Consider the following 24,902-nt stretch of genomic DNA (forward strand, 5'->3'; position numbering starts at 1 on the left):
TGAAGCAACGATTATGACAGTTATTTTACGTCTTATGAGGCGTTATTATTTAAAGCGATAGCAGCTCATCAATATGCTGCTTAGCCTGAGTAAGATAGTGCCCTGCAAATATATTTGCGTGATTTAAAATAGGGTAAAGTTGGTATATTGCTTTGCGCTTTTTATAGTTTTCGCTTAATGGGTATTGCGCGTTATAAGCGTTATAAAAATCATCAGGTAAAGGGGCAAATAGCTCGCTCATTGCAATATCTACCTCGCGGTCTCCGTAATAACAAGCGGGATTAAATAAGGTCGGTACATTTTTAATAAAGCCCATATTTCCTCGCCAAAAGTCGCCATGTACTAAAGAGGGCTCCACAATATGGCTGTGCAATTGCTCTTTTACCAAATTAATTAATAGCTCAGGCTCTACAAGCTGAATGCCTTTTTCGGCTAATAGTTGCAGTTGCCAGCCTATGCGCTCTTCTGCGTAAAATAAGTCCCATTTTTTATGCCATTGGTTTGGTTGCACGGTGGTGGCTAGGTAATTATCTCCATCAAAGCCAAACATTGCTTGGTCGTGCTTTTGGTGCAGCTTAGCCAGTTGTTTACCCATATCGTGCCAATGCGTATGGGGCTGTTTATCAAGTACTAACCATTCGAGTACAATAAACGAAAATTCAATATTAGCACCTGTTACAATGCAGTCGGGCACCATAAAAACACTATTTTGGGTGAGCTGCTTAAGTCCTATAGCTTCGCTTTCTAGACGATCTAGTTCGCTTTTAAGGGCAATTTTAACCAGGTAATTGTGTTTTCCATCGGTGAGTTGATAGAGTTTATCGGTATTTGTACTTTGCAGCTGACGTTTGTAAGTATGTTTAAAGTCATAATGAATGGCTTGGCTAATGTGCTCGTTTACTGTTTTCCACATATCAATTGCTCGCCTTTTAAACAGATACTTAAACTATGGCAAAAAAGTATTAATTTAACAAACTAATCGTTGTAAAATTAACGATATAAAAAATGCTAATGGAGTAACAATGAACAAAAGTTTTATCACCAATTTGCTTGCTGTCTTGTGTGTAGTTATAGGCTACTTTTTTAACCACGCTATTGTGTTATCGGTGGGGTTATTTGCGCTATCTGGTGCTGTCACAAACTTATTGGCTGTTCATATGTTATTTGAAAAAGTACCTTTATTATATGGCTCGGGTGTTATTGCTCTAAAATTTGAAAGTTTTAAAGTGGCTATTCGTAATTTAATTTTGACTGAGTTTTTCTCTGAGCAAAAAATTAATAACCTACTTAGCAAAGCACAACCTAATATCGACTTTGAGGGCATTATTACTAAGGTTGATTTAAACCCTGCATTCGACAACCTACTTCAAGTAATAGAGCAATCTCAGTTTGGCAGTATGTTAGGTATGTTTGGTGGCACAGCGGCTATAGAGCCAATGCGAGAAAAGTTTATTGAAAAAATGCAGCTATCACTTGCGCAAATTAGCCAAACAGACGATTTTAAAGCGCTAGTAAACGATACGTTATCGCAAGGGAATAGCGCACAAAGCTTACATGCTACGGTACTTAAATTAGTTGATGAGCGCTTAAATGAACTCACCCCTAAAATGGTTAAAGACATTATGCAAACTATGATACGTGAGCATTTAGGCTGGCTAGTAGTATGGGGCGGTGTGTTTGGCGGTTTATTTGGATTAATTGCGGCCATTATTTAATAAATTAAGCCTGCTTACAAAGCAGGCTTAATTTTGTGTTAACTCCATACTATTTTGGCCCTGTGATGATTACTTTTTCTGGGTTGTACGATTTAGCTAAATCTTTAATTGATGTGCGAGTACTGGTATCAATATTTAAATAATTTGCGCTTTTATCAAGGTTATACAAAGTAACAAAATCGCCCATTGATAAGTTATTACAGTGCAGCTTTTTGCTCATTACCGCTTTGCTTATATTTAAATCGCGTGACGCTTTACGTACTACGTACGATTTATTTGCTGCAACAGCCATACAAGCCTGTGTACCTGGCGATGAATCGGCCGCGACAAATTGGGTGGCTAATGCTGGTTTTGCAATTAGTAAAGTTGCGCCTAGTACCATAGTTGTGCATAAAGTAGCTTTTAACGTGTTCATAATTAGTCCTCATTGTTTGTGGTTCAGCTTTATTATTGAGCGATTTAAACTAAAAAGCTGTTAACCAAACGCAACAAGGTGTAAGCAGGTATGTTTAAAAATACACACTTAAGCTAGGTGACTGAATTTAAGCCCTAATAAATGTGTTTTTTGACACACTTAGGCAAAATTATTTTATAGCTACTGACATATTTTCTCAGCCTGCTATTATCGCCCCCATTATTTACGCGCTTAATTTTTAGGAGAACCAGTGAGCAAAACGTTAGCCAGCTATTACCAGCAAGCGTATGCCTGCGAGCACAAGCATTTTAATCAATGTTTTTATTGTGGATGCGAAGCCACAGAGCGCGATCATTGCCCGCCGTTACATATGCTACAGAGCATTATTGATTTAGGCGAAGAGGCCGACTTTGTCTCTATTGCCGCGTGTTATGAGTGCCATGCCTTATTGCATAATGAAAGGCTAATGACGATAGATGAGCGTTTTACAAAACTTAAAAAAAAGCTCTCTAATAAGTACGCTAAGGCGCTGCGTGTTTATAACATGTGGGAAGAAAATGAATTAAGTGAAATGAGTGACGAATTTGCGCACAGCATTCAAGCGGGTATGAAATTAGGTAAAGAGGCATCTGAGCGTTTAGCGTTTACAGGCTTTACATATGCCACCGAAGAAGCCCGCGTGACCGTACGCGAAAAAACCAAAGAGTTTGATGTAGAAGGCGCCGTTTTTACCGACTTTAAAAACGCGTTAAATTACTGTATTAACGTACTTAAAGTTCAAAAAAGTGACTTTTATAAAATATTGGTAGAGGATTATAACGGCGACTTTAATAGAGCACTTAGCCAGTATCGTCATCGCCATGATAAAGTAACAGCAGCAAGCGATGGCAATACATTAATTAAGGATTTTGCTAAGCAACATAAGCAAAACTCAGACTTTGTAACTCGCACCGTAAAACACTTTATAAACAAAGACCCATCGCTTACAACCGAAGGCGCACTTGAAAAGCTGTATAACAATTATATAAAAAAATAATTACAGCTGTTTAACTCATTTAATCGCTTTTTTACCTGTTTTTTTAGCTTTATTACGCCGCTTTAGCTAAAGTAGCAAAAAAACAGGAGAACCTAACAACATGCAAAAATTTGCTCCCTCATTGTTAGCAGTTGGTTTAGCTGCTGCCCTTGTTGGCTGCCAAGAAAACGGCCCACAAGATGCAAAAATCACCATTAATAAAAACCCATACCCAAGCACCTACACACCGCTTGCAAGTAAAAGCACATTAATTACCAATGCAACAGTACTTACTGGCACTGGCGAGCGCTTAGATGACGCCGATGTGTTACTTGTTGATGGTAAAGTACAACAAGTAGGTAAAGACTTATCGGCCAATGCAGATGCAACCATTGATGCACAGGGCAAATGGGTTACCCCAGGTATTATTGACGTACACTCTCACTTAGGAGCTTACCCAAGCCCATCGGTTGAGTCTCATCAAGACGGAAACGAAATGACCAGCCCAAATACTGCTGAGGTGTGGGTAGAGCATTCGGTATGGCCTCAAGATCCTGGCTTTAACCGCGCGCGCGAAGGCGGTATTACTTCACTACAAATTTTACCAGGCTCAGCAAACTTATTTGGTGGCCGTGGCGTAACACTTAAAAACATTCCTGCGCATACCATGCAAGCAATGAAATTCCCTGATGCGCCTAATGGTTTAAAAATGGCCTGTGGCGAAAACCCAAAACGCGTATATGGTCGCCAAGGTACTTTGCCTTCAACCCGTATGGGTAACATGGCCGGTTACCGTATGGCATGGGCAGAAGCACAAGAGTACAAACGTGCATGGGATAAGTACGACGCCGATTACGAAGCAGGTTTAAACCCAGAAGCACCAGTTCGCGATATTAAGCACGATACTCTTCGAGCGGTCATTGAAGGTGAAGTGTTAATTCATAATCACTGTTATAAAGCTGAAGAAATGGCGATGATGATCGATCTTTCAAAAGAATTTGGCTATCACGCAGGTACGTTCCATCACGGTGTAGAAGCTTATAAAATTGCAGATTTATTAGCTGAAAATGGTTCGTGTGCTGCACTTTGGCCAGATTGGTGGGGCTTTAAAATGGAAGCCTACGACATGGTTCAAGAAAACGTAGCTATTGTTGATGCGGTAAAAAATTCGTGTGCCATTGTGCATTCTGACTCAGACACCACTATTCAGCGCTTAAACCAAGAAGCGGGTAAAGTAATGTACCGTGCAAACGAAAATGGCTTTGATATTTCGGAGCAGCACGCGATTAAGTGGATCACCTCAAACGCGGCTAAATCATTAGGTATTGAAGATAAAACTGGTTCGCTTGAAGCAGGTAAGCAAGGCGATGTGGTTATTTGGAACCAAAACCCATTTAGCGTTTACGCAAAAGCTGAACAAGTATTTATTGATGGCGCAAAAGTTTACGATAGAAACGATAGCGCATTTCAAGCACAAAGTGATTTTATGTTAGGCCAACAATAAGGAGCCCAGAATGAAAAATTTATCACGTTCGTTTTCGCTATCTCTGGTTGCTGCCGGACTATTAGCCTCAGGTGCAGCCAATGCACAATCGCTTGCTATTATTAATGCCACGCTGCATACGGCAACCGAGCAAGGCGTTTTAGAAAACGCCAGCATTGTTATGGATAACGGTAAAATTACCGCTATTAATCCACAGCAAGTACAAGCAGATAAAGTTATTGATGCGAATGGGCAAATTGTAACCCCAGGTTTTATTGCTAGCATTAATCAACTTGGCTTAGTGGAAGTAAGTGCAGTTGCAGGCTCACGCGATGCAGGCGAAGAAAAAGCAGGCATTGATTTTGATGTAAGCCTTGCTTATAACGCTCACTCAAGCCTTATCCCGTATGCACGTAAAGGCGGTGTAACCCGCGATGTAATTACCCCGCACGGTGGCGATAGTATTTTTTCGGGCTTAGCAAGTGTGGTTGATTTAAGCGGTGATTTACAAGGCGACATACAAAAACAAGCTGCATTAGTGGTTTATTTAGGTGAGCGCAGTAAGGGCTCGCGCGCATTTACATTGCAAACGCTAATTAATAAGCTTGAAGAGCACCAAACAAAAGCAGCTAAAAAGCCTAAAAAAGACGACGACAGCACCCCAAGTACTGAAGATAAAGTAATGGTTAAAGTACTTAGCGGCGATATGCCACTTGTAGTGGGTGTATCTCGTGCGGCTGATATTATTGAGCTACTTAAAGTTAAAGAGCAATTTGGTATTAATTTAGTGCTCAATGGTGCACAAGATGCTGTTGTTGTTAAAGAGCAGATTGCTAAAGCGCAAGTACCAGTAATTATGAGTGCTATGGATAGCTTACCTTCAAGCTTTGACTCTTTACATGCCAGTTTAGATAACGCAGCCGCGCTTGAAAAAGCTGGGGTAAAAGTTATTTTAACTGTGGGTGGCGATGCCAGTCATAATATTTATCAACTTCGATTTGATGCAGGCAATGCCGTATCATATGGGATGAGCCAACAAGGCGCATTAGAGGCCGTTACATCTAATGTGGCGAGTGTGTTTAATATTAATGCCGGCAGCATTGAAGTTGGTAAAGCCGCTGATGTAGTGATGTGGAGCAACGACCCGTTTGAGCTAAGCTCACACGTTAGTAAAATGATTATTAACGGTGAAGAAATATCTACGCAGTCGCGCCAAGATAAACTGCGTGAGCGTTATACCACTGAGTCATCTATGCCGCGAGCTTATACAAAATAATTAATATAGCTTTAATTATTTAAAGGCCGCTATTTTATAAATAGCGGCTTTTTTGTATCAATTGCTTAATTAAGGGGATTATTTTGAGGCTGAAAAAACGTGTTGAAAGCTAAGCAAAAAAATCGCTATTGAGTTGTTATACAGGAGGTTTTTTAACGCAGGTAGCGACATGTGTAGCCCCGCCAAATGGTTAAGTATTACTGCGGGTTGCTATTATATAAATTACAGGCACAAAAAAACCGCTTACTTTAAACGTAAGCGGTTTTTTAATTTAATCTAAAATTATACTAATTTAGATAAAATTTCGTTAAATGTTGCACTTGGGCGCATTGCTTTAAACGCTGCATCATCATTTGGTTGGAAGTAACCACCAATATCCATTGAAGGACCTTGTGCATCGTTAAGCTCGCTTACGATTTGCTCTTTTTGCGTTTCTAAATCGCTCGCAATTTGTGTAAATTGCGCTTTAAGCTCGCTGTCTTCGTCTTGCTTTGCCAGCTCTTGTGCCCAGAATAAAGATAAGAAGAAGTGAGAACCACGGTTATCAATTTCTTTTACTTTACGTGAAGGCGACTTGTTTTCAGCTAAGAACGTACCTGTTGCTTTATCTAGTGTGTCAGCAAGTACTTGTGCTTTTTTGTTGCCTGTATTGACGCTTAGGTGCTCAAGCGAAGCCGCTAGTGCTAAAAACTCGCCTAACGAATCCCAACGTAAGTGGTTTTCTTTTTCGAACTGTTGAACATGCTTAGGTGCTGAACCACCTGCGCCAGTTTCAAATAAGCCACCACCGTTCATTAGTGGCACAATAGAAAGCATTTTAGCACTGGTACCCAGCTCTAAAATTGGGAATAAATCTGTTAGGTAGTCACGTAATACGTTACCCGTTACAGAGATAGTGTCTTTACCTTCTTTAATACGCGCTAATGAGAATAAAGTTGCTTCAAGCGGTGCTAAAATTTGAATGTCTAGGCCATCAGTATCGTGATCTGGTAAGTATTTGTTTACCTTTTTAATAAGCTCTGCATCGTGAGCACGGTTTTCATCTAACCAGAAAATAGCTGGTACGCCCGTAGCACGTGCGCGGTTTACAGCAAGCTTAACCCAATCTTGGATTGGTGCGTCTTTAACCTGACACATTCTCCAAATATCGCCTTGCTCAACAGTGTGCTCAAGTAATGTTGTGCCATTTGCATCAACAACACGAATAGAACCATCCGCTTTCGCTTCAAACGTTTTATCGTGAGAACCGTATTCTTCTGCTTTTTGAGCCATTAGGCCTACGTTTGGTACGCTACCCATAGTGGTAGGATCGAACGCGCCGTTTTCTTTACAAAAATCAATTGTAGCTTGGTAAACGCTTGAGTAGCTACGATCTGGGATCACAAAGCTAGTGTCTTGTAGTTTACCGTCGTTGTTCCACATTTGACCGCTTGAACGAATGGCAGCAGGCATAGACGCATCAATGATCACATCGCTTGGAACGTGTAAGTTAGTAATACCACGGTCAGAATCAACCATTGCAATAGCAGGACGCTCAGCGTAAACCGCTTGAATGTCTGCTTCAATTTCTTCGCGCTTAGCATCATCTAATGTTTGAATTTTAGAATAAACGTCGCCTAAACCGTTATTTACATCAACACCTAGCTCTTCAAAAAGCTCGCCGTGTTTAGCAAATACGTCTTTGTAGAAAACTTTTACCGCATGACCAAAAATAATAGGGTCAGATACTTTCATCATTGTCGCTTTCATGTGAAGCGAAAATAATACGCCTTTTTCTTTAGCTGCATCAATTTCTGCTGCTAAAAACGCTTGTAGTTTAGCTGCGCTAATGCGCGATGCATCAATTACTTCGCCAGCAATTAGCGGCGTGCTTTGTTTAAGTACAGTCACATCGCCATTAGTCGCTACGTGCTCAATACGTACATCAGTTGCTGCATCAACAGTTACAGATTGCTCAGAACCAAAGAAGTCACCTTCGCTCATGCTTGCAACGTATGATTGTGAGTCTTTGCTCCACGCACCCATTGAATGAGGGTTATTGCGTGCATACTCTTTAACAGAACCTGGTGCACGACGATCTGAATTACCTTCACGCAATACTGGGTTTACAGCACTGCCTTTAATTTTGTCGTAAGTTGCTTTAATTTTAGCTTCTTCATCATTTTTAGGCTCAGCAGGGTACTCTGGGAGTGCGTAGCCTTTTTCTTGAAGCTCTTTAATGACAGCGCGTAATTGCGGTACAGACGCACTGATGTTTGGTAATTTGATGATGTTTGCTTCGGGTGTTTTTGCAAGTTCGCCAAGCTCTGCAAGCGCATCGCCGATGCGTTGCTCTTCAGTAAGGTAATCAGCGAAGTTTGCAATTACACGACCTGCTAATGAGATATCGCGAGTTTCAACTTCAACACCTGCCGCATTTGTATAGGCTTGGATAATTGGTAGCAACGAGTAGGTTGCTAGCGCCGGAGCTTCGTCCGTTTTAGTGTAGATAATTTTTGATGTCATCATCATTCCTAGATAGTAGGCCGCAGTGGCCGTATTCAACAATGCAAAGAAACTCATTAGCGCATGGTTGCGTTAACAAGCAGTTTGTTAGGTGTCGGTACTCTTAATATGCCAAAAGGCAGAATAGTCACACCTGACTAACTGATTTTTATAGGTTGCAAAGTACACGTATTTTAGCCGCGTAAAAGCATAAGCTAAAATGTAACCGCGTAATTTAGCAACAAGAGTGTAACAAGCTTGTTTAAAAAGGGCTAGCGCTTGCGCTTTTGAACAGCCTTAATTAGCAGGTAACTGTTAGAACATTGGGGTATATAAAATAAAATCAAGGAAAAGGGTTGAATTTAGCGTGTACAGGAGCAATTTAGTAATAAGAAGAGAGTTGAATGGTAAGTGGGGAATTAAGCGAGGATCTAAATTAGGTCGCTCGCTTTAGTCGAACAAATTTTGATCACTCTAAAATGTCGCCGTTAGGCGCAATGTTTTTAGCGTGTAAGCCCTTAGGGCCTTGTTCTAGCTCGAATGTTACATCCTGACCAGCTTTAAGTGTCTTATAACCGTCCATTACAATCGTTGAGTAATGAGCGAAAATATCATTCTCGCAGCCGTCTTCTACGATGAAACCAAAACCTTTGGCGTTGTTGAACCATTTGACTTTACCACAAGCCATACTTCTACATCCTTCTATAAGTTGACTAATTTAGTTATTCTAAACCGTATAATTTGCTAGACTGACTAAGGATTAATCAATCTACTTCTGACTGTAGTTTATTTGGCCAGTCAGTCAAGTGTTTTGTGGTATTTTTTTAACATTTAATTTATTTTTTATTCAAGTTTGCTTGAGTTCTAAAGACAAGACTATATTTAATTATGAGTGGTATGAAAGATTCAGGTGTCATCGACACAGTTCGCGATAGTGAAAAGCAAAAGCTGCAGCCACCGCGAAAATACAAAGTTGTTTTAAATAACGACGACTACACGCCAATGGACTTTGTAATAGAAGTTCTAATGACGTTTTTCAATATGGATAGCGATAGAGCAACTGATGTGATGCTACAAGTTCACGAAAAAGGTAAAGGGATATGCGGTGTATTTAGCGCCGATGTAGCCCATACCAAAGCGGAACAAGTTAACCGTTATGCACGGGATAACGAGCATCCACTGCTTTGTAGTTGTGAGCAGGAATAAATACCAATTAGGTGATCAATCATCTCATTGTTGTGGTATAAAATAATTATCTCAGTAAGGGGTTGCCAATGCTAAACAAAGACTTAGAACTAACGTTAAATGCCGCGTTTCGTGAAGCGCGTACACGCCGCCATGAGTTTATGACGGTAGAACACCTTTTACTTGCGCTTTTAGATAACCCTTCAGCAGGCGAAGCGCTAAACGCCTGCGGTGTTGATATTTCTGGTTTAAAAACCGAACTATTAGAATTCATAGACGAAACCACACCGGTTATTCCCGATTTAGAAGAAGAACGCGAAACCCAACCAACACTGGGCTTTCAACGCGTGCTTCAACGTGCGGTTTTTCATGTTCAATCATCTGGTAAAAACGAAGTTACAGGCGTTAACGTGCTCGTTGCTATTTTTTCTGAACAAGAAAGCCAAGCGGTTTATTTACTTAAGAAAAGCGATATTTCTCGCTTAGATATAGTGAATTTTATTTCTCATGGTATTTCTAAAACGGATGATGAGTTAGGAGATGACACTGACGACATTCATGAAGAAGTACAAGAGGTTCAAAACGAAGAGGCAAGTAAGTTAGATAGCTTTACCACTAATTTAAATGCCCAAGCCAAAGACGGTAACATTGACCCATTAGTAGGGCGCGACAGCGAAGTAGAGCGCACCGTGCAAGTTTTATGTCGTCGTAAAAAGAATAACCCACTGCTTGTTGGTGAAGCAGGGGTAGGTAAAACAGCCATTGCAGAGGGCCTTGCGTACCGCATTGTTAATGAACAAGTGCCTGAAGTAATTGCCGATGCTGTTGTATACTCGCTTGATATGGGCGCATTGCTTGCCGGTACTAAGTACCGCGGCGACTTTGAAAAACGCTTTAAGAGCTTATTAAAAGAGTTACAAGCAAAACCTAATTCAATTTTATTTATTGATGAAATACACACTATTATTGGTGCAGGTGCTGCATCGGGTGGTGTTATGGATGCCTCTAACTTACTAAAACCGCTGCTTTCAAGCGGGCAGTTACGTTGTATGGGCTCAACCACTTACAATGAATACAAAAATATATTTGAAAAAGACCGTGCGTTAGTACGCCGATTCCAAAAAATTGATGTACTTGAACCAAGTGTGGCCGATACCACTAAAATTTTAAATGGTTTAAAAGAGCGTTATGAAGAACACCATGGTATTCGTTACACGCAAAAAGCATTAAAAGCAGCTGCTGAACTAAGTGCTAAATACATTAATGAGCGTCACTTACCTGATAAAGCCATTGATGTAATAGATGAAGCCGGTGCCAACCAACGTTTGCAGCCAAGCTCTAAACGCAAAAAAACCATTGGTGTATCAGATATTGAATCGATTATTGCTAAAATGGCGCGTATCCCAGCTCAAAGTGTGTCATCTACCGATAAAGAAACGCTTAAAAATCTTGATCGTAATCTTAAAATGTTAGTGTTTGGGCAAGATCAGTCTATCGACGCGTTAACATCTGCGATTCGTTTATCTCGCTCGGGGCTTGCAAACGAAGATAAGCCAGTGGGCTCGTTCTTATTTGCGGGGCCAACGGGTGTAGGTAAAACCGAGGTTACTAAACAGCTCGCTAAATGTATGGGCGTTGAGTTTATCCGCTTTGATATGTCAGAGTATGTTGAGCGCCATGCAGTAAGCCGTTTAATTGGTGCGCCTCCTGGGTATGTTGGTTTTGAACAAGGCGGCTTACTTACTGAAGCCGTTATTAAAAACCCGCATGCAGTTGTATTATTGGATGAAATTGAAAAAGCCCATCCAGATATTTACAACATATTACTGCAAGTAATGGATCACGGTACGTTAACCGATAACAATGGTCGTAAAGCTGACTTTAGAAACGTAGTGGTGGTTATGACAACCAATGCCGGCGTGCAAGAAACCACACGTAAATCGATTGGCTTTACCGAGCAAGATCATACGCACGATGCAATGAGTGAAATTAACAAGGTATTTTCACCTGAATTTAGAAACCGCTTAGATAATATCATTTGGTTTAACCACCTTGAAAAAGACGTTATCTTGCAAGTGGTCGATAAATTTGTAGTTGAGTTGCAAGCACAATTAGATAAGAAGTCAGTTAACCTTGAGCTGACCTCTAAGGCCCGAGAGTGGTTAGCAGATAAAGGCTACGATAAAGCAATGGGTGCACGTCCAATGGCTCGTGTTATTCAAGATGAGCTTAAAAAGCCATTGGCTAACGAAATACTCTTTGGTGAACTGGTTGATGGCGGTACTGTTAAAGTATCAGTTAAAGATAAGAAAATTAACTTTGACTATGAAAGTAATTTAACACCCGCTTAAATAAGTGTATTCACTTATAGTACCCATCCGCAAAATAAATAACTTAATTATGCGGATGGGTATATAAACTAGCCTGCGCGATACGCGTGGGCTTTTTTGTGCTTTTTTTATAGGCAACAAAAAACCCAGCAAAAGCTGGGTTTTTTGTTTATTAAATGTAATTGCTAGTCAGTACCATCAATTACATTTAATAAACGCTTTAAGCTAGTTATTCACTAGCCAAAAACTAAATCTCGTTTACGCACTTAGCGAGCACGGAATACGATACGTCCTTTCGATAAATCGTAAGGAGTCATTTCTACCGTTACTTTATCGCCGGTTAAAATACGGATATAGTTTTTGCGCATTTTACCTGAAATATGAGCCACAACTACGTGACCATTTTCTAGCTCAACTCGGAACATTGTATTTGGTAAAGTATCAAGGACTGTCCCTTGCATTTCGATTACGTCTTCTTTCGCCATGTTTAGCGTAACACCTCTTTAATAGTTAAACGCTGCAGATTTTGCCCAAAATACGCCAATAAGTAAAGGCGCAGCGGGCATTTTTGCAAATTAAATAGCCAACCACTGGTCATTAACGTGTTTTTGCGCGGGTAAAAACTGAGTTTTGTATTTCATTTTGGTGCATTCATCGATTTGGTAGCCCAAATACACAAATTCTTTATTTTGCTGTTTGGCAAATTCGAGCTGTTGTAAAATCATCACAGTCCCTAAACTGTAGTGTTCAAAGTTGGGATCGAAAAACGTATAAATAGCCGAAACAGCGTTATCCATGCAATCTGTTACGGCCACTGCAACTAAAGTATCTTGGTGCCAAAGCTCAATAAACGTTATTTCTAACCAGCTACAAAATAAAAAACTTTGAAACTGTTCTAAATTAGGCGGAAACATAGTGCCATCGCTGTGGCGCATTGAAATGTATTTACTATAAAGTGGGTAATATTCTTCGCGCTTAGCTTGTGTGTATTTAACTTCAAAGTTTGCTTTTACTTTATTTAGTTTTCTTTTTTGTGACTTTGAAGGGGTAAACTCTTGGGCTAACACGCGCACCGAGTTACAGGCGCTACACGAAGGGCAGTGCGGTCGATAAATTTGGTTACCACTGCGCCTAAAACCGAGCGATAAAAGCATCTCAAATTTATGCGTGCTGTAACAGGTTGGGTCAAGTATTACCAATAATTGCTCTTGCCTGTCAGGTAAATAGCTACAAGCAAACTCTTGGCTAAGGCCAACGCGTGCAGGAATGTGTTCACTCATAAATTGCTGTTAACTCCTGTGGTTGCCACATGGTTGAGTTGAGGGTGTAAGCATTTGCTCGTTTAAGTTTAGTCAAAAATTCTGAGCGAGGGATCACTTTTGCGCCTAAAGAGGTTAAATATGGGTTTTCTAGTTGGCAGTCAATAAAATGTGCGTTATGGCGTTTTAACCAATTAACTAACGCCCACATGGCCAGTTTTGAGCAATTAGTTTGATGATGAAACATCGACTCGCCACAAAAAACGCCATTTTGCATAATGCCATACAGCCCACCGGCAAGTTCGCCGTCTTGCCATACCTCAACACTATGCGCAATATTAGCGTCATGTGCAGCAATATAAGCGCTTAACATGTCGTTTGTTATCCATGTGCCTTCGGTGTCTATACGTTGCTCACAGCACGCTTCTATCACCTCAGCAAAGGCATTGTTAACAGTTACTTTAACAGGGTGTTTTTTTAAATGTTTACGTAAGCTTTTACTTATATGAAAGTCATTTAGCTCTACAATGCCGCGTTCACTTGGCGACCACCACATAATGGGCTCACCTTCGCTAAACCATGGGAAAATACCCATTTTATAGGCATTACTTAATCGTTTTACAGATAAATCGCCGCCTATGGCAAGCAGTCCATCGGGGGAGGTAAGTGCATATTCGGGATTTGGAAATGCTATATCGGTTTCACTTAGTTGGTATAGCTGGTTTCTCATAGAGGGCTTAACTTATTAATAATCATAAAAGTGTAACTATATTTTAGGCATAAAAAAAGGCTGAACTAACAGCCTTTATTAATTTTGTAGCGTTTATAGGTTATCTAAGAAACGCTCTGCATCTAGGGCTGCCATACAGCCTGTACCTGCAGACGTAATTGCTTGACGGTAAATATGATCAGACACATCACCTGCGGCAAATACGCCAGGTACGCTTGTTTGTGTAGCGTTACCGTTAAGACCAGACTCAACCACTAAATAGCCATCTTTCATTTCTAGTTGGCCTTCAAACATGTCAGTGTTTGGCTTATGGCCGATAGCAATAAACACACCCGCTAAATCAAGCTCTTCAGTAGCATCAGATTGTGTATCTTTAATGCGTACACCAGTTACACCCATGTCATCGCCAAGTACTTCGTCTAGCGTTCGGTTGTAGTGCATTACTACGTTACCATTTTGCGCTTTTTCGTTAAGACGATCAGCAAGAATTTTTTCACTGCGGAAGCTATCACGACGGTGAATAACGTGTACCTCATCCGCAATGTTAGATAAGTAAAGCGCTTCTTCTACAGCAGTGTTACCACCACCTACAACGGCAACTTTGCGCCCTTTATAGAAAAAACCATCACATGTAGCACATGCAGATACACCACGACCTTGAAAGTTAGTTTCAGACTCTAAGCCTAAGTATTTAGCCGATGCACCAGTGGCAATAATTAAGGCATCACATGTGTAAGTACCTTGGTCGCCAGTAAGCGTGAAAGGGCGCTTAGACACATCTACTTTATTAATGTGGTCAAACACAATTTCCGTTTCAAAGCGCTCAGCGTGCTCTTTCATACGGTCCATTAATGCAGGGCCTGTTAAACCGTGCGCATCGCCTGGCCAGTTTTCAACTTCAGTTGTGGTCGTTAATTGGCCACCTTGTTGAATGCCGGTAATTAAAACGGGGTTTAAATTTGCACGTGCGGCGTATACTGCGGCAGTGTAACCCGCAGGGCCAGAGCCTAAAATTAGTAACTTAGAGTGTTTTGCTTCAGTCATGATCTTTTCCTAAACGTTTAATACTGAACTTAATGGCTTCGATTCTAAGAAAAACAAGGCACAAGTAAACAAATTATGTGAATATTTTTTTCTGACAAAATTAAAAGCTGTGCAATATTATGTACTGACTTTGCCTGGAACGATAAAATAGCCCGTGTAAAGGCTAAAAAACAAACAGATGAGCAACAAAGCTTCGTTAATTCATGACCCGTTAGTATTTTTTTGATATGTTTTACCTAATTTTATTTGTCACTGATAGATTATGTGACCTTAGTGAATAGGCAACTATGTTATTTTGGCAGGAAAAACCCGCATTTGGGTTGACTTCAAAAGACGTTAACGTCTTAACCAACGCACAAGAGTACCGTACGCAATTGCTACGTTTAATTAGCAATGCAAAAAAAAGAATCTACATTACGGCACTTTATTTACAAGATGACGAAGCAGGGCGCGAAATACTTGAAGCGCTGCATCGTGTGTCGTTGGCAAACCCCAACCTTGAAATAAAAGTGTTGGTTGATTTTCATCGTGCTCAACGTGGTCTTATTGGTGCAAAAAAATCAGACGGTAACGCAAGTTTATATTGTGACTATTTAGAAAAATTTAAATCAAACGTACAAGTTTACGGTGTACCGGTTAAAGCCAAAGAGTTGTTTGGTGTGTTACACCTTAAAGGTTTTGTTGTAGATGATACTTTATTATACAGCGGCGCCAGCTTAAATAACGTGTACTTACAATACAACGAACGCTACAGGCTCGACCGTTACTTTTTAGTTGCCCAAGCAGCACTGTGCGACTCTGTGGTTGATTTTATTGAGTCTAAGCTAATAGGCTCGCAAGCCGTGCCACGTATTGATACACGCCCGCTTAAGCGCTTAATAGACTTTAAATTTGAACAAAAGCAATTAATGCGCGAGCTAAAGTCGGCCAGTTATGCAAACCCAACTACGCCCAATACCGACCCACTCGGTGTGCGTTTGTTTTTAGGTTTAGGGCGTCGTAATAATAGCCTAAACCGATTAATTAAAAACTTGTTTGATACCACAGAGCAAGAGCTTGTACTTTACACACCGTATTTTAATTTTCCGGCACCGCTTATGCGCTCACTACGTCGATTATTAAAACAAGGCAAGCAAGTAACCATTGTAGTAGGTGATAAAACCGCAAACGATTTTTATCTGCCGCCAAGTGAGCCATTTAGTAAAATTGGTGCACTCCCGTATTTATACGAAACTATTTTGCATAAATTTGTAAAATCGCAAAAGCGCCATATAGATAACGGCAATTTAAACGTGTATTTATGGAAGCACGAGAGTAACTCGTTTCACTTAAAAGGTATTTGCGCCGACCGACAACGCCACTTATTAAGCGGCCATAACCTTAATCCGCGAGCATGGGGCCTTGATATCGAAAACGGTATTTTAATTGAAGACCCACAGCAAAGTATTATGCAAGCCATAGATAACGAAAAGCAGGAAATTTTAAAACACTGCCGCCGTTTAACTGGGCCAAATGATTTAGAAACAGTAGAAAATTACCCGCAACCGGTTAAAAAGCTACTTGGTCAGGCTAAACGCGTGAAAGTAGACTTTATAATTAAGCGTTTTATATAAATTAATTTATATAGTCAAAATTTAGATACAAAAAAAGCAGCTAATTAGCTGCTTTTTTATTGCTTGTAGTTAGGTAACTATTTTATTTAATAACACCTAACGACTAAACGCAAAATTACGCGTTTTCTACTGCAGTACGAGGGTCAACATATTCCATGTTGAACGCTTCAGCTACTTCTTTGTAAGTTACTTGGCCTTTAATTACGTTTAAGCCTTTTAAGAAGTGCGCGTCATCTAGTAGTGCCTTTTTGTAACCTTTGTTTGCAAGGTTAATAATAAACGGCAATGTTGCATTGTTAAGTGCAAAGGTAGAAGTACGCGGTACTGCACCTGGCATGTTAGCAACACAGTAGTGAACAACTTCATCAACAATGTATGTAGGATCAGCGTGCGTTGTTGCTTTAGAAGTTGCAATACAACCACCTTGGTCAATAGCAACATCAACAATTGCAGAGCCTGGCTTCATTGCTTTAATGTGATCGGCTGTTACTAGTTTAGGTGCTGCAGCACCTGGAATTAGTACGCCACCAATTACTAAGTCAGCTTCTAGTACGTGTTTTTCAAGTGCGTCAGCTGTTGAGTAAATCGCTTTAACTTTGTTACCAAATTGCGCATCTAGTGCACGAAGTACATCTATGTTGCGGTCAAGTACTACAACGTCTGCGCCCATGCCAACAGCCATTTGCGCTGCGCTACGACCCACCATGCCGCCGCCAATAACAACTACTTTAGCTGCTTCAACGCCCGGTACGCCACCTAGTAACATGCCACGGCCGTGGTTAGATTTTTCAAGCGCTTGTGCACCGGCCTGAATAGACATACGACCTGCTACTTCACTCATTGGTGCAAGAAGCGGTAAGCCGCCACGTGCATCAGTCACTGTTTCGTAAGCAATACAAATCGCTTTGCTTTTAACAAGGTCTTCAGTTTGTGGAAGATCAGGTGCAAGGTGAAGGTAAGTAAATAAAATTTGGTCTTCGCGTAGCATTGCACGCTCAACAGCTTGTGGCTCTTTTACTTTTACGATCATGTCTGCTTTTGCAAAAACATCAGCTGCAGTTGCTAAAATTTCAGCGCCAGCTTGTGTGTAATCTTCGTTAGTAAAACCAATGCCCATACCTGCATCTGTTTCAACAATCACTTGGTGGCCGTGATTTACTAATTCACGAACACTCGCAGGAACCATACCTACACGGTATTCATGGTTTTTAATTTCTTTAGGTACACCAATAATCATAAAATTTGCCTTATTAAGAACGGATTAACATTTTTCACTATTATATTCATCATAAGGTAGTGTGTCTCACCTTTTTTAAAAGGCTAACTAGTGTTATTATCTAAATAATAAAAATAAACAGAATATTAAACTAGTTGGGTGTATGCATCAGTTATTAGATAGAATTGACCGTAAAATTTTAATGGAATTACAGCACGATGGACGCCTTTCTAATGTAGAGCTGGCCCGACGAGTTGGCCTGAGCGCCACGCCCTGTCTGGAACGCGTAAAAAAGTTAGAACGTGAAGGTTATATACTTGGCTACAAAGCGGTGGTTGATCCAGCAAAGCTTGGCCAAGGCTTATCTGTGTATGTTGAGGTAACTATTACCAAAACATCGCCCGACGTATTTGATGAGTTTAGTGCGGCGGTTAAACAGCACGAAGAGATAATAGAGTGTCACTTGGTATCGGGTAATTTTGATTTTTTATTAAAAACACGCGTAAACGATATGTCAGAATACCGCGGTGTACTAGGCGACATTCTTTTAAAGCTGCCAAACGTGAGTGAAAGCCGCACCTATGTAGTAATGGAAGAAGTAAAAGGTGAAGACGGCGTAATAATTCGCCCTTACATTGCGTAAATTTAACCGCAAAAGATAAACACACTCTAATTTATAAAAACTTGTTCATAATCAGGCCATACACATTAAGATAAAGTGCATCAAATTGCATTTCCTGCTAAGGTATTTGATTGCAAGCAAGTGCCAATAGAACAATAAAGAGGGATAGGAAGTTATGCGCCTAAACGGTGTGCAAAGACTATTAGAAACAGGGCTGATCATCAGTACCTTTGCGGCAATATTCATTTTATGTGCTTTAATCAGCTTTGATCCCGCTGACCCTGCGTGGTCGCAAACGGGTGAATTTAGAAACGTAAAAAATATTACAGGCACTGCTGGTGCTTGGGTGGCCGATATATTATTACTGTCATTTGGTTGGCTTGCTTATTTAGTGCCAGCCGCTATTCAGCTGTTTGGCTATTTATTATTTAAACAACCTCATCGTATTTTACAGCTCGATTACACCACACTTGCCTTGCGTGTTATTGGCTTTGCTTTATTTATTACATCAGCAACGGCAATCAGCAGCATTAACTTTGATGATATTTATAACTTTTCATCCGGTGGGGTAGTGGGCGATGTGATTGCATCGGCCATGATGCCAGCATTTAACTTTACCGGTACCTCTATACTATTATTGTGCTTCTTTTTTGCTGGGCTTACTTTATTAACCGGTGTGTCGTGGGTTGAATTTGTAGACTACCTCGGCGATTTAGTGGTTAGAGGCTACCGTTACATTGCTAATTACGCCCAAGGTTGGATGCAACGAGAGCGTATTGCGGCAAATCCGGTGCAAGCCGATGCGCAATTTAATGATGAGCCTGACGATTATGAGCAAAGCGATGCCAGATTCGAGCAATCACCAGAATTTGAACAAGAGCCTGCAAAAAGTAAAAAACCAGCTAATCAAAAAGCCATTACGAAAGAGCAGCCTACCTTTAGCGAGCCGCAAATTAGTGATGACTACAGCCCATTTGATGAGCTAGACGATATACTCGACCAAGAAATTGGCTTTAGCGCCATAGACGATGAGCCAATGGATACAGCGGCTGCACTTAATGCGCTTGATCAAAGCCAAGTTGTTGAGCCTGAAAAACCGGTTACCACGGTGGTATCGCCAGCAAGGCCTATGCCTAAGCCAAAACCTGCATATCAGCCTCCGCCAACAGCAAAAGAAAAGTTTGAAGAGTTACTTGATAAAGAGCCACCGCCAGGGCCATTACCGTCGCTTGATTTACTCGACAGACCGGATAAAGCCAAAAACCCGATATCGGAAGAAGAGCTTGAAAGTGTATCGCGCCTTGTTGAAACAAAATTACTCGACTTTAACGTACAAGCAAAAGTGGTTGGCGTATACCCAGGCCCAGTTGTAACACGTTTTGAGCTTGATTTAGCACCGGGTATAAAAGTGTCTAAAATTACTGGTTTATCAAAAGATTTAGCCCGTTCGTTGTCGGCAATTAGTGTACGTGTGGTTGAGGTGATCCCAGGTAAAACTTACATAGGGATAGAGCTGCCTAATAAGTACCGTGAAATTGTACGTTTATCTGAGGTAATTAACGCCCCTAAATTTGAGCAAAATCCATCGCCACTAACCATGGTGTTAGGTAAAGATATTGCAGGGCAACCTGTGTGTGCCGATTTAGGTAAAATGCCCCATTTACTGGTAGCGGGTACCACAGGTTCGGGTAAGTCAGTGGGCGTTAATGTAATGATATTAAGCTTACTGTACAAATCGGGCCCTGATGATGTTCGTATGATCATGATTGACCCGAAAATGCTTGAGCTTTCGGTTTACGAAGGTATTCCGCACCTATTGTGTGAAGTAGTTACCGACATGAAAGAAGCCGCTAACGCACTACGTTGGTGTGTAGGCGAAATGGAACGCCGTTATAAATTAATGTCGGCGTTGGGTGTACGTAACTTAAAAGGTTACAACCAAAAAGTACTTGGGGCCAAAGAAGCGGGTTACCCAATTCTTGACCCATTATTTAAAGACACCGACGGCATGAAAGAAGGCCCAGACGAGTTAGATAAACTACCGAGCATAGTGGTAGTAATAGACGAATTTGCCGACATGATGATGATTGTAGGTAAAAAAGTTGAAGAGCTAATTGCCCGTATTGCGCAAAAAGCACGTGCCGCAGGTATACATTTAGTACTTGCAACACAGCGCCCATCGGTAGATGTAATTACCGGCTTAATTAAAGCCAATATACCTACGCGTATGGCGTTTCAGGTGTCGAGTAAAATAGACTCGCGTACCATATTGGATCAACAAGGCGCAGAAAACTTACTCGGTATGGGTGATATGCTTTACTTACCGCCAGGCACAAGCGTACCAGAGCGTGTGCATGGCGCATTTGTAGACGACCATGAAGTACATGCGGTAGTAAACGATTGGAAAGCACGCGGTAAACCTAATTACATTGATGAAATTTTAAATGGTGATGCAACAGAAGATGTTTTATTACCAGGTGAAACCAGTGAAAATGCAGATGAAGAGTCAGATCCGCTATACGACGAAGCCGTTGCGTTTGTAATCGAAACCGGTAAAGTATCGGTATCATCAGTACAACGTAAATTACGTGTTGGCTATAACCGCGCAGCACGACTAGTAGAACAAATGGAAACATCGGGTATCGTGAGTTCACCAGGCCATAACGGCGCTCGCGATGTATTAGTACCTAATGGAGCAAATTAATGAAAAAGTTAAACAGTTTATTATTAATGCTTGGCAGTTTAATTGCCACGCCTAGCTTTGCTGATGACAGCCAAGCACTGCAAGACAAACTCGCAACCCTTAAAAGTTTTAAAGCGCAGTTTTCTCAAAACGTAACCGATCCGCAAGGCCAAGCGGTTATGCAAGGCGAGGGCACAATTGCCCTTAAACAACCTATGATGATCCGCTGGCAGCAAACAAACCCAGACGATACCTTATTTGTATCCAATGGTGACAAAACCTATTACTTCGACAGCTTTGCTGAGCAAGTAACTATTATGGATACCCATAGCCTTATAGATTCAACACCGTTTGTACTGCTTACTTCAAAAGATCCCGCACAATGGGAAAAATACAGCGTTCAAGCCACAGAGTCTGGCTTTAGTGTAACGCCAAATAAAGGCGTAGAGAGCCAAGTAGAGCAACTTGATATTACCTTTGCAGGTAACGAGCAAGGCCTTGCTAAGTTAGTTGTGACTGATAATTCTGGTCAGCTTTCATCGTTTAGTTTTAACAATGCACAAGTAAATACCGCGCTTGATACAAGCACCTTTGAATTTACCCCACCAGAGGGTGTAGAAATAGACGATCAGAGTAACGGTGAATAATTTAGGCTTTAACTTTGGGCCCGATGTACGCCCACTTGCGGCGCGCATGCGCCCAACAACGCTTGACGAATACATAGGTCAGCAGCATTTACTAAGTAGCGACAAGCCCTTGCACCAAGCCATTGTTGCAGGGCGTTGCCACAGCTTAATTTTGTGGGGGCCGCCCGGGGTAGGTAAAACCACCCTTGCGCAAATTATTGCAAATCACGCCGATGCCGAACTTATACAAATGTCGGCTGTGACTGCAGGCGTAAAAGATATTCGCGACAGCGTAACGCAAGCGCACGATAACCTACAAAGCCGCGGGCAACGCACCTTAATGTTTGTGGATGAAGTACACCGTTTTAATAAATCGCAGCAAGATGCATTTTTACCTCACATAGAAGACGGCACTTTTATATTTGTAGGCGCGACAACCGAAAACCCTTCATTTGCACTTAACAACGCTATTTTGTCGCGTGCACGCGTGTATGTTTTAAAGTCGCTAGCCGATACCGACCTATACACCGTGATAGAGCGCGCACTTAAGCAAGATGAGCAACTAAACCAAAAAAACATTCTTATTGCCGATAACGCCAAACAGGCGCTTTGCCAAGCAAGCGGCGGCGATGCCCGTAAAGTATTAAACTTGCTTGAGCAAGCGGTTGATTTAACGAGTGAGCAAAACGGCACATACAACGTAGATGAGCACGTATTAAGCCAAGTACTGCCAACCCATTTAGCTAAATACGATAAAGGCGGCGATGAATTTTACGATTTAATATCGGCTTTTCATAAATCAGTACGAGGCAGCTCACCCGATGGTGCGCTGTATTGGTATTGCCGTATTTTAGCCGGCGGCGGCGACCCACTTTATGTAGCAAGGCGTTTACTTGCCATTGCCACAGAAGACATAGGTAATGCCGATCCGCGTGCGATGGAAGTGGCCTTAAACGCATGGGATATTTTTCAGCGTGTAGGCCCAAGCGAGGGCGAACGCGCCATTGCTCAAGCCACTTTATATTTAGCCAGCGCACCTAAAAGTAATGCGGTTTATATGGCATTTAACCAAGCAAAGGCTGATGCCAAAAACGAGCCAAGCTACCCAGTGCCAGAGCATTTACGAAACGCGCCTACAAACCTAATGAAAGATTTAGGCTATGGTGCCGAGTATCGCTACGCACATAACGAAGAGGGTGCCTTTGCCGCTGGTGAAAAATATTTACCGCCAGAAATTCAAGACAAACACTATTATTTACCGAGCGATCGTGGCCTTGAGCAAAAAATTAAGCAAAAGCTTGATTACTTAAAAGAACGCGACGCGCAAAGCCCACTTAAACGATACGAAAATGATTAAACTTTATATGATGATCGCCCTTGGCGGCGCCTCAGGAGCATGTTTACGATTTTTTATTAGCGAAACCATGCTAAAACTCCTTGGTAGGGGATTCCCTTTTGGCACGTTGACGGTTAATATTCTGGGTTCATTGTTAATGGGCATTTTGTACGGTTTGATAGAGAAAGAAATTATCGCCACAAGCCCCGCTAAAACCCTTATTGGTATTGGCTTTTTAGGTGCGTTAACCACCTTTTCAACATTCTCAATGGACTCGTTGTTGTTATTACAACAAGGTCACTTTATTAAAATGGCCCTCAATATCATCTTAAATGTGATGATCTGTATTTTTATGGCTTGGCTGGGCCTTCAGCTGGTAATGCAAAAAGGTTAAAAAACTAACATGTTAGATTCTAAATATTTACGACAAGACGTTGAGCAAACTGCAGCACGCTTAGCGGCTCGTGGCTACGAGCTTGATGTTGCAAAAGTGACAGAACTTGAAGAACAACGCAAAACATTACAAGTAAAAACGCAAGAGCTTCAAAGTCAACGTAACGCCAGTGCTAAAGCCATTGGCCAAGCAAAAGCAAAAGGCGAAGACGCACAACCACTACTAGACGCAGTGGCAAATTTAGGCAGCGAATTAGACGCAACTAAAAAAGCGCAAGACGAAGTACTCAACGCCATTAACGACATTGCATTAGCAATTCCAAACTTGCCAGACGAATCAGTACCAGAAGGCGCTGATGAAGACGACAACGTTGAAATACTTACCTGGGGCACGCCTAAAAAGTACGACTTTGAAGTAAAAGATCACGTAGACGTAGGCCAAGACCTAAACGGCCTAGACTTTGAAATGGGCGTTAAAATTAGTGGCGCACGTTTTACAGTAATGCGTGGCCAAGTAGCGCGTATGCACCGTGCACTTACGCAATACATGCTAGATACCCACACAGATAAAAACGGCTATACAGAAATGTATGTACCGTACTTAGTAAATAGCGCAAGCCTTTACGGCACAAGCCAATTACCTAAGTTTGCAGGCGATTTATTCCATACATTAGGCCTAGTAAACGACGACGGTGAACAACAAGCTGGCTTTAGCTTAATCCCAACAGCAGAAGTACCGCTTACTAATAGCGCACGCGATGAGATTTACGAAGAAAGCGATTTACCGATTCGCTTAACTGCGCACACGCCGTGTTTTAGAAGTGAAGCGGGCAGCTACGGTCGCGATACACGAGGCTTAATTCGTCAGCACCAGTTTGATAAAGTTGAACTAGTTCAACTAGTAAAACCAGAAGATTCAATGCAAGCGCTTGAAGAGCTAACAGGCCACGCAGAGCAAATTTTACAAGCACTAGAACTACCATACCGTAAAGTAATTTTATGTATGGGCGACATGGGCTTTGGCGCAGCTAAAACATACGACTTAGAAGTATGGTTACCGGCGCAAGATACCTACCGCGAAATTTCGTCTTGTTCAAATATGGTCGATTTCCAAGCGCGCCGTATGCAAGCACGTTTTCGCCGTGAAGGTGCTAAAAAGCCAGAGTTACTACATACACTAAATGGCTCAGGTTTAGCGGTTGGCCGTACACTCGTAGCCATACTAGAAAACTACCAACAAGCCGATGGTTCAGTAGTAGTACCTGAAGTATTACGCCCATACATGGGGGGACTTGAAGTGATTGGGAAAGTTTAAAGTACTAGCTGTCATTTTTTAGCTGTAAGCTTTAGAAAGAAAGCCGCTGTTTTAACGAACAGCGGTTTTTTTGTTTTAGGAAAAGGTTCGAGGTTAAAGGTAAAAGCTGAGATATTAATTCGCAGTGAAATTCATTGTGTAAGAATCGGCTTCATACATATC

Annotated in this window: 22 protein-coding genes; 13 read left to right on the plus strand and 9 right to left on the minus strand. The window is 41.4% G+C overall.

Annotation, left to right across the window (positions count from 1 at the left end):
- Window positions 1-49: 49 nt before the first annotated feature.
- Window positions 50-913, minus strand: a complete 864-nt coding sequence (locus tag OIZ54_RS00670; protein ID WP_264389405.1) for a fructosamine kinase family protein — start codon at window positions 911-913, stop codon at window positions 50-52.
- A 109-nt stretch (window positions 914-1,022) separates the two neighbouring features.
- Here OIZ54_RS00670 and OIZ54_RS00675 point away from each other — a divergent pair, with 109 nt between their 5' ends.
- Window positions 1,023-1,715: a hypothetical protein gene (locus OIZ54_RS00675; protein ID WP_055253787.1), complete on the plus strand. Its 693-nt coding sequence runs from the start codon at window positions 1,023-1,025 to the stop codon at window positions 1,713-1,715.
- A gap of 49 nt (window positions 1,716-1,764) precedes the next feature.
- On the opposite strand, the gene OIZ54_RS00680 is transcribed toward OIZ54_RS00675, so the two are convergent.
- Window positions 1,765-2,130 (minus strand): DUF3718 domain-containing protein, encoded by a 366-nt coding sequence (locus tag OIZ54_RS00680; protein ID WP_054982616.1) that lies wholly within the window; start codon window positions 2,128-2,130, stop codon window positions 1,765-1,767.
- 250 nt (window positions 2,131-2,380) lie between these two features.
- On the opposite strand from OIZ54_RS00680, the gene OIZ54_RS00685 reads away from it, so the two are divergent.
- The 3 genes from OIZ54_RS00685 to OIZ54_RS00695 all read left to right on the plus strand — a co-directional run bounded on the left by OIZ54_RS00685 (window position 2,381) and on the right by OIZ54_RS00695 (window position 5,904).
- Window positions 2,381-3,166: a hypothetical protein gene (locus tag OIZ54_RS00685; RefSeq protein ID WP_264389406.1), complete on the plus strand. Its 786-nt coding sequence runs from the start codon at window positions 2,381-2,383 to the stop codon at window positions 3,164-3,166.
- A gap of 100 nt (window positions 3,167-3,266) precedes the next feature.
- Window positions 3,267-4,649: an amidohydrolase gene (locus tag OIZ54_RS00690; protein ID WP_004586758.1), complete on the plus strand. Its 1,383-nt coding sequence runs from the start codon at window positions 3,267-3,269 to the stop codon at window positions 4,647-4,649.
- Window positions 4,650-4,659: 10 nt separating this feature from the next.
- Window positions 4,660-5,904, plus strand: coding sequence for an amidohydrolase family protein (locus OIZ54_RS00695; protein ID WP_264389407.1), 1,245 nt, complete (start codon window positions 4,660-4,662; stop codon window positions 5,902-5,904).
- A 282-nt stretch (window positions 5,905-6,186) separates the two neighbouring features.
- Here OIZ54_RS00695 and OIZ54_RS00700 read toward each other — a convergent pair whose 3' ends face one another.
- Window positions 6,187-8,409, minus strand: a complete 2,223-nt coding sequence (locus tag OIZ54_RS00700) for an NADP-dependent isocitrate dehydrogenase (protein WP_055253781.1) — start codon at window positions 8,407-8,409, stop codon at window positions 6,187-6,189.
- A gap of 448 nt (window positions 8,410-8,857) precedes the next feature.
- Window positions 8,858-9,076, minus strand: a complete 219-nt coding sequence (cspD, locus tag OIZ54_RS00705) for a cold shock domain-containing protein CspD (RefSeq protein WP_004586755.1) — start codon at window positions 9,074-9,076, stop codon at window positions 8,858-8,860.
- 209 nt (window positions 9,077-9,285) lie between these two features.
- Here cspD and clpS point away from each other — a divergent pair, with 209 nt between their 5' ends.
- Together clpS and clpA are read left to right on the plus strand one after the other, a co-directional pair.
- Window positions 9,286-9,594: an ATP-dependent Clp protease adapter ClpS gene (gene clpS / locus OIZ54_RS00710; protein WP_004586754.1), complete on the plus strand. Its 309-nt coding sequence runs from the start codon at window positions 9,286-9,288 to the stop codon at window positions 9,592-9,594.
- Window positions 9,595-9,662: 68 nt separating this feature from the next.
- Window positions 9,663-11,924 carry an ATP-dependent Clp protease ATP-binding subunit ClpA gene (gene clpA, locus OIZ54_RS00715; protein WP_004586753.1) on the plus strand — a complete coding sequence of 754 codons (2,262 nt, stop codon included), beginning with the start codon at window positions 9,663-9,665 and terminating at the stop codon, window positions 11,922-11,924.
- Window positions 11,925-12,169: 245 nt separating this feature from the next.
- Here clpA and infA read toward each other — a convergent pair whose 3' ends face one another.
- The 4 genes from infA to trxB form a co-directional block, all read right to left on the minus strand.
- The gene (gene infA, locus OIZ54_RS00720; protein ID WP_002962494.1) at window positions 12,170-12,388 is read right to left on the minus strand and encodes a translation initiation factor IF-1; all 219 of its coding nucleotides are present in this window, start codon (window positions 12,386-12,388) and stop codon (window positions 12,170-12,172) included.
- 90 nt (window positions 12,389-12,478) lie between these two features.
- Window positions 12,479-13,183 (minus strand): arginyltransferase, encoded by a 705-nt coding sequence (locus tag OIZ54_RS00725; RefSeq protein WP_264389409.1) that lies wholly within the window; start codon window positions 13,181-13,183, stop codon window positions 12,479-12,481.
- Complete coding sequence (gene aat / locus OIZ54_RS00730; RefSeq protein ID WP_004586751.1) at window positions 13,176-13,892, minus strand: leucyl/phenylalanyl-tRNA--protein transferase; 717 nt, start codon at window positions 13,890-13,892, stop codon at window positions 13,176-13,178. Before aat ends, OIZ54_RS00725 begins: the two co-directional genes overlap by 8 nt.
- A 93-nt stretch (window positions 13,893-13,985) precedes the next feature.
- On the minus strand, window positions 13,986-14,936 hold the full coding sequence (gene trxB / locus OIZ54_RS00735) for a thioredoxin-disulfide reductase (RefSeq protein WP_024033489.1): 951 nt from the start codon (window positions 14,934-14,936) through the stop codon (window positions 13,986-13,988).
- Window positions 14,937-15,223: 287 nt separating this feature from the next.
- Here trxB and pssA point away from each other — a divergent pair, with 287 nt between their 5' ends.
- Window positions 15,224-16,549 carry a CDP-diacylglycerol--serine O-phosphatidyltransferase gene (gene pssA / locus OIZ54_RS00740; RefSeq protein WP_264389410.1) on the plus strand — a complete coding sequence of 442 codons (1,326 nt, stop codon included), beginning with the start codon at window positions 15,224-15,226 and terminating at the stop codon, window positions 16,547-16,549.
- Between the two features lie 115 nt (window positions 16,550-16,664).
- On the opposite strand, the gene ald is transcribed toward pssA, so the two are convergent.
- A complete protein-coding gene (ald, locus tag OIZ54_RS00745) occupies window positions 16,665-17,786 on the minus strand; it encodes an alanine dehydrogenase (RefSeq protein WP_004586748.1) in 1,122 nt (373 codons plus the stop codon).
- A 142-nt stretch (window positions 17,787-17,928) separates the two neighbouring features.
- Here ald and lrp point away from each other — a divergent pair, with 142 nt between their 5' ends.
- The 6 genes from lrp (at window position 17,929) to serS (ending at window position 24,740) form a co-directional block, all read left to right on the plus strand.
- The gene (gene lrp / locus OIZ54_RS00750; protein ID WP_004586747.1) at window positions 17,929-18,408 is read left to right on the plus strand and encodes a leucine-responsive transcriptional regulator Lrp; all 480 of its coding nucleotides are present in this window, start codon (window positions 17,929-17,931) and stop codon (window positions 18,406-18,408) included.
- Window positions 18,409-18,562: 154 nt separating this feature from the next.
- Entirely contained in the window at window positions 18,563-21,091 is a 2,529-nt protein-coding gene (locus tag OIZ54_RS00755; protein WP_264389411.1) for a DNA translocase FtsK, read from the plus strand.
- Entirely contained in the window at window positions 21,091-21,717 is a 627-nt protein-coding gene (gene lolA / locus OIZ54_RS00760; RefSeq protein ID WP_096739538.1) for an outer membrane lipoprotein chaperone LolA, read from the plus strand. The genes OIZ54_RS00755 and lolA overlap by 1 nt, the downstream gene beginning before the upstream one ends.
- Window positions 21,710-23,053: a replication-associated recombination protein A gene (locus OIZ54_RS00765; protein WP_248442183.1), complete on the plus strand. Its 1,344-nt coding sequence runs from the start codon at window positions 21,710-21,712 to the stop codon at window positions 23,051-23,053. Before lolA ends, OIZ54_RS00765 begins: the two co-directional genes overlap by 8 nt.
- Window positions 23,046-23,426, plus strand: coding sequence for a fluoride efflux transporter CrcB (gene crcB, locus OIZ54_RS00770; protein WP_004586743.1), 381 nt, complete (start codon window positions 23,046-23,048; stop codon window positions 23,424-23,426). Before OIZ54_RS00765 ends, crcB begins: the two co-directional genes overlap by 8 nt.
- Window positions 23,427-23,435: 9 nt before the next feature.
- Entirely contained in the window at window positions 23,436-24,740 is a 1,305-nt protein-coding gene (gene serS / locus OIZ54_RS00775) for a serine--tRNA ligase (RefSeq protein ID WP_055018482.1), read from the plus strand.
- Window positions 24,741-24,902 lie beyond the last annotated feature (162 nt).

Origin of the sequence: Pseudoalteromonas sp. A3 (assembly GCF_025942345.1) — a bacterium.
Classification (GTDB): domain Bacteria; phylum Pseudomonadota; class Gammaproteobacteria; order Enterobacterales; family Alteromonadaceae; genus Pseudoalteromonas; species Pseudoalteromonas atlantica.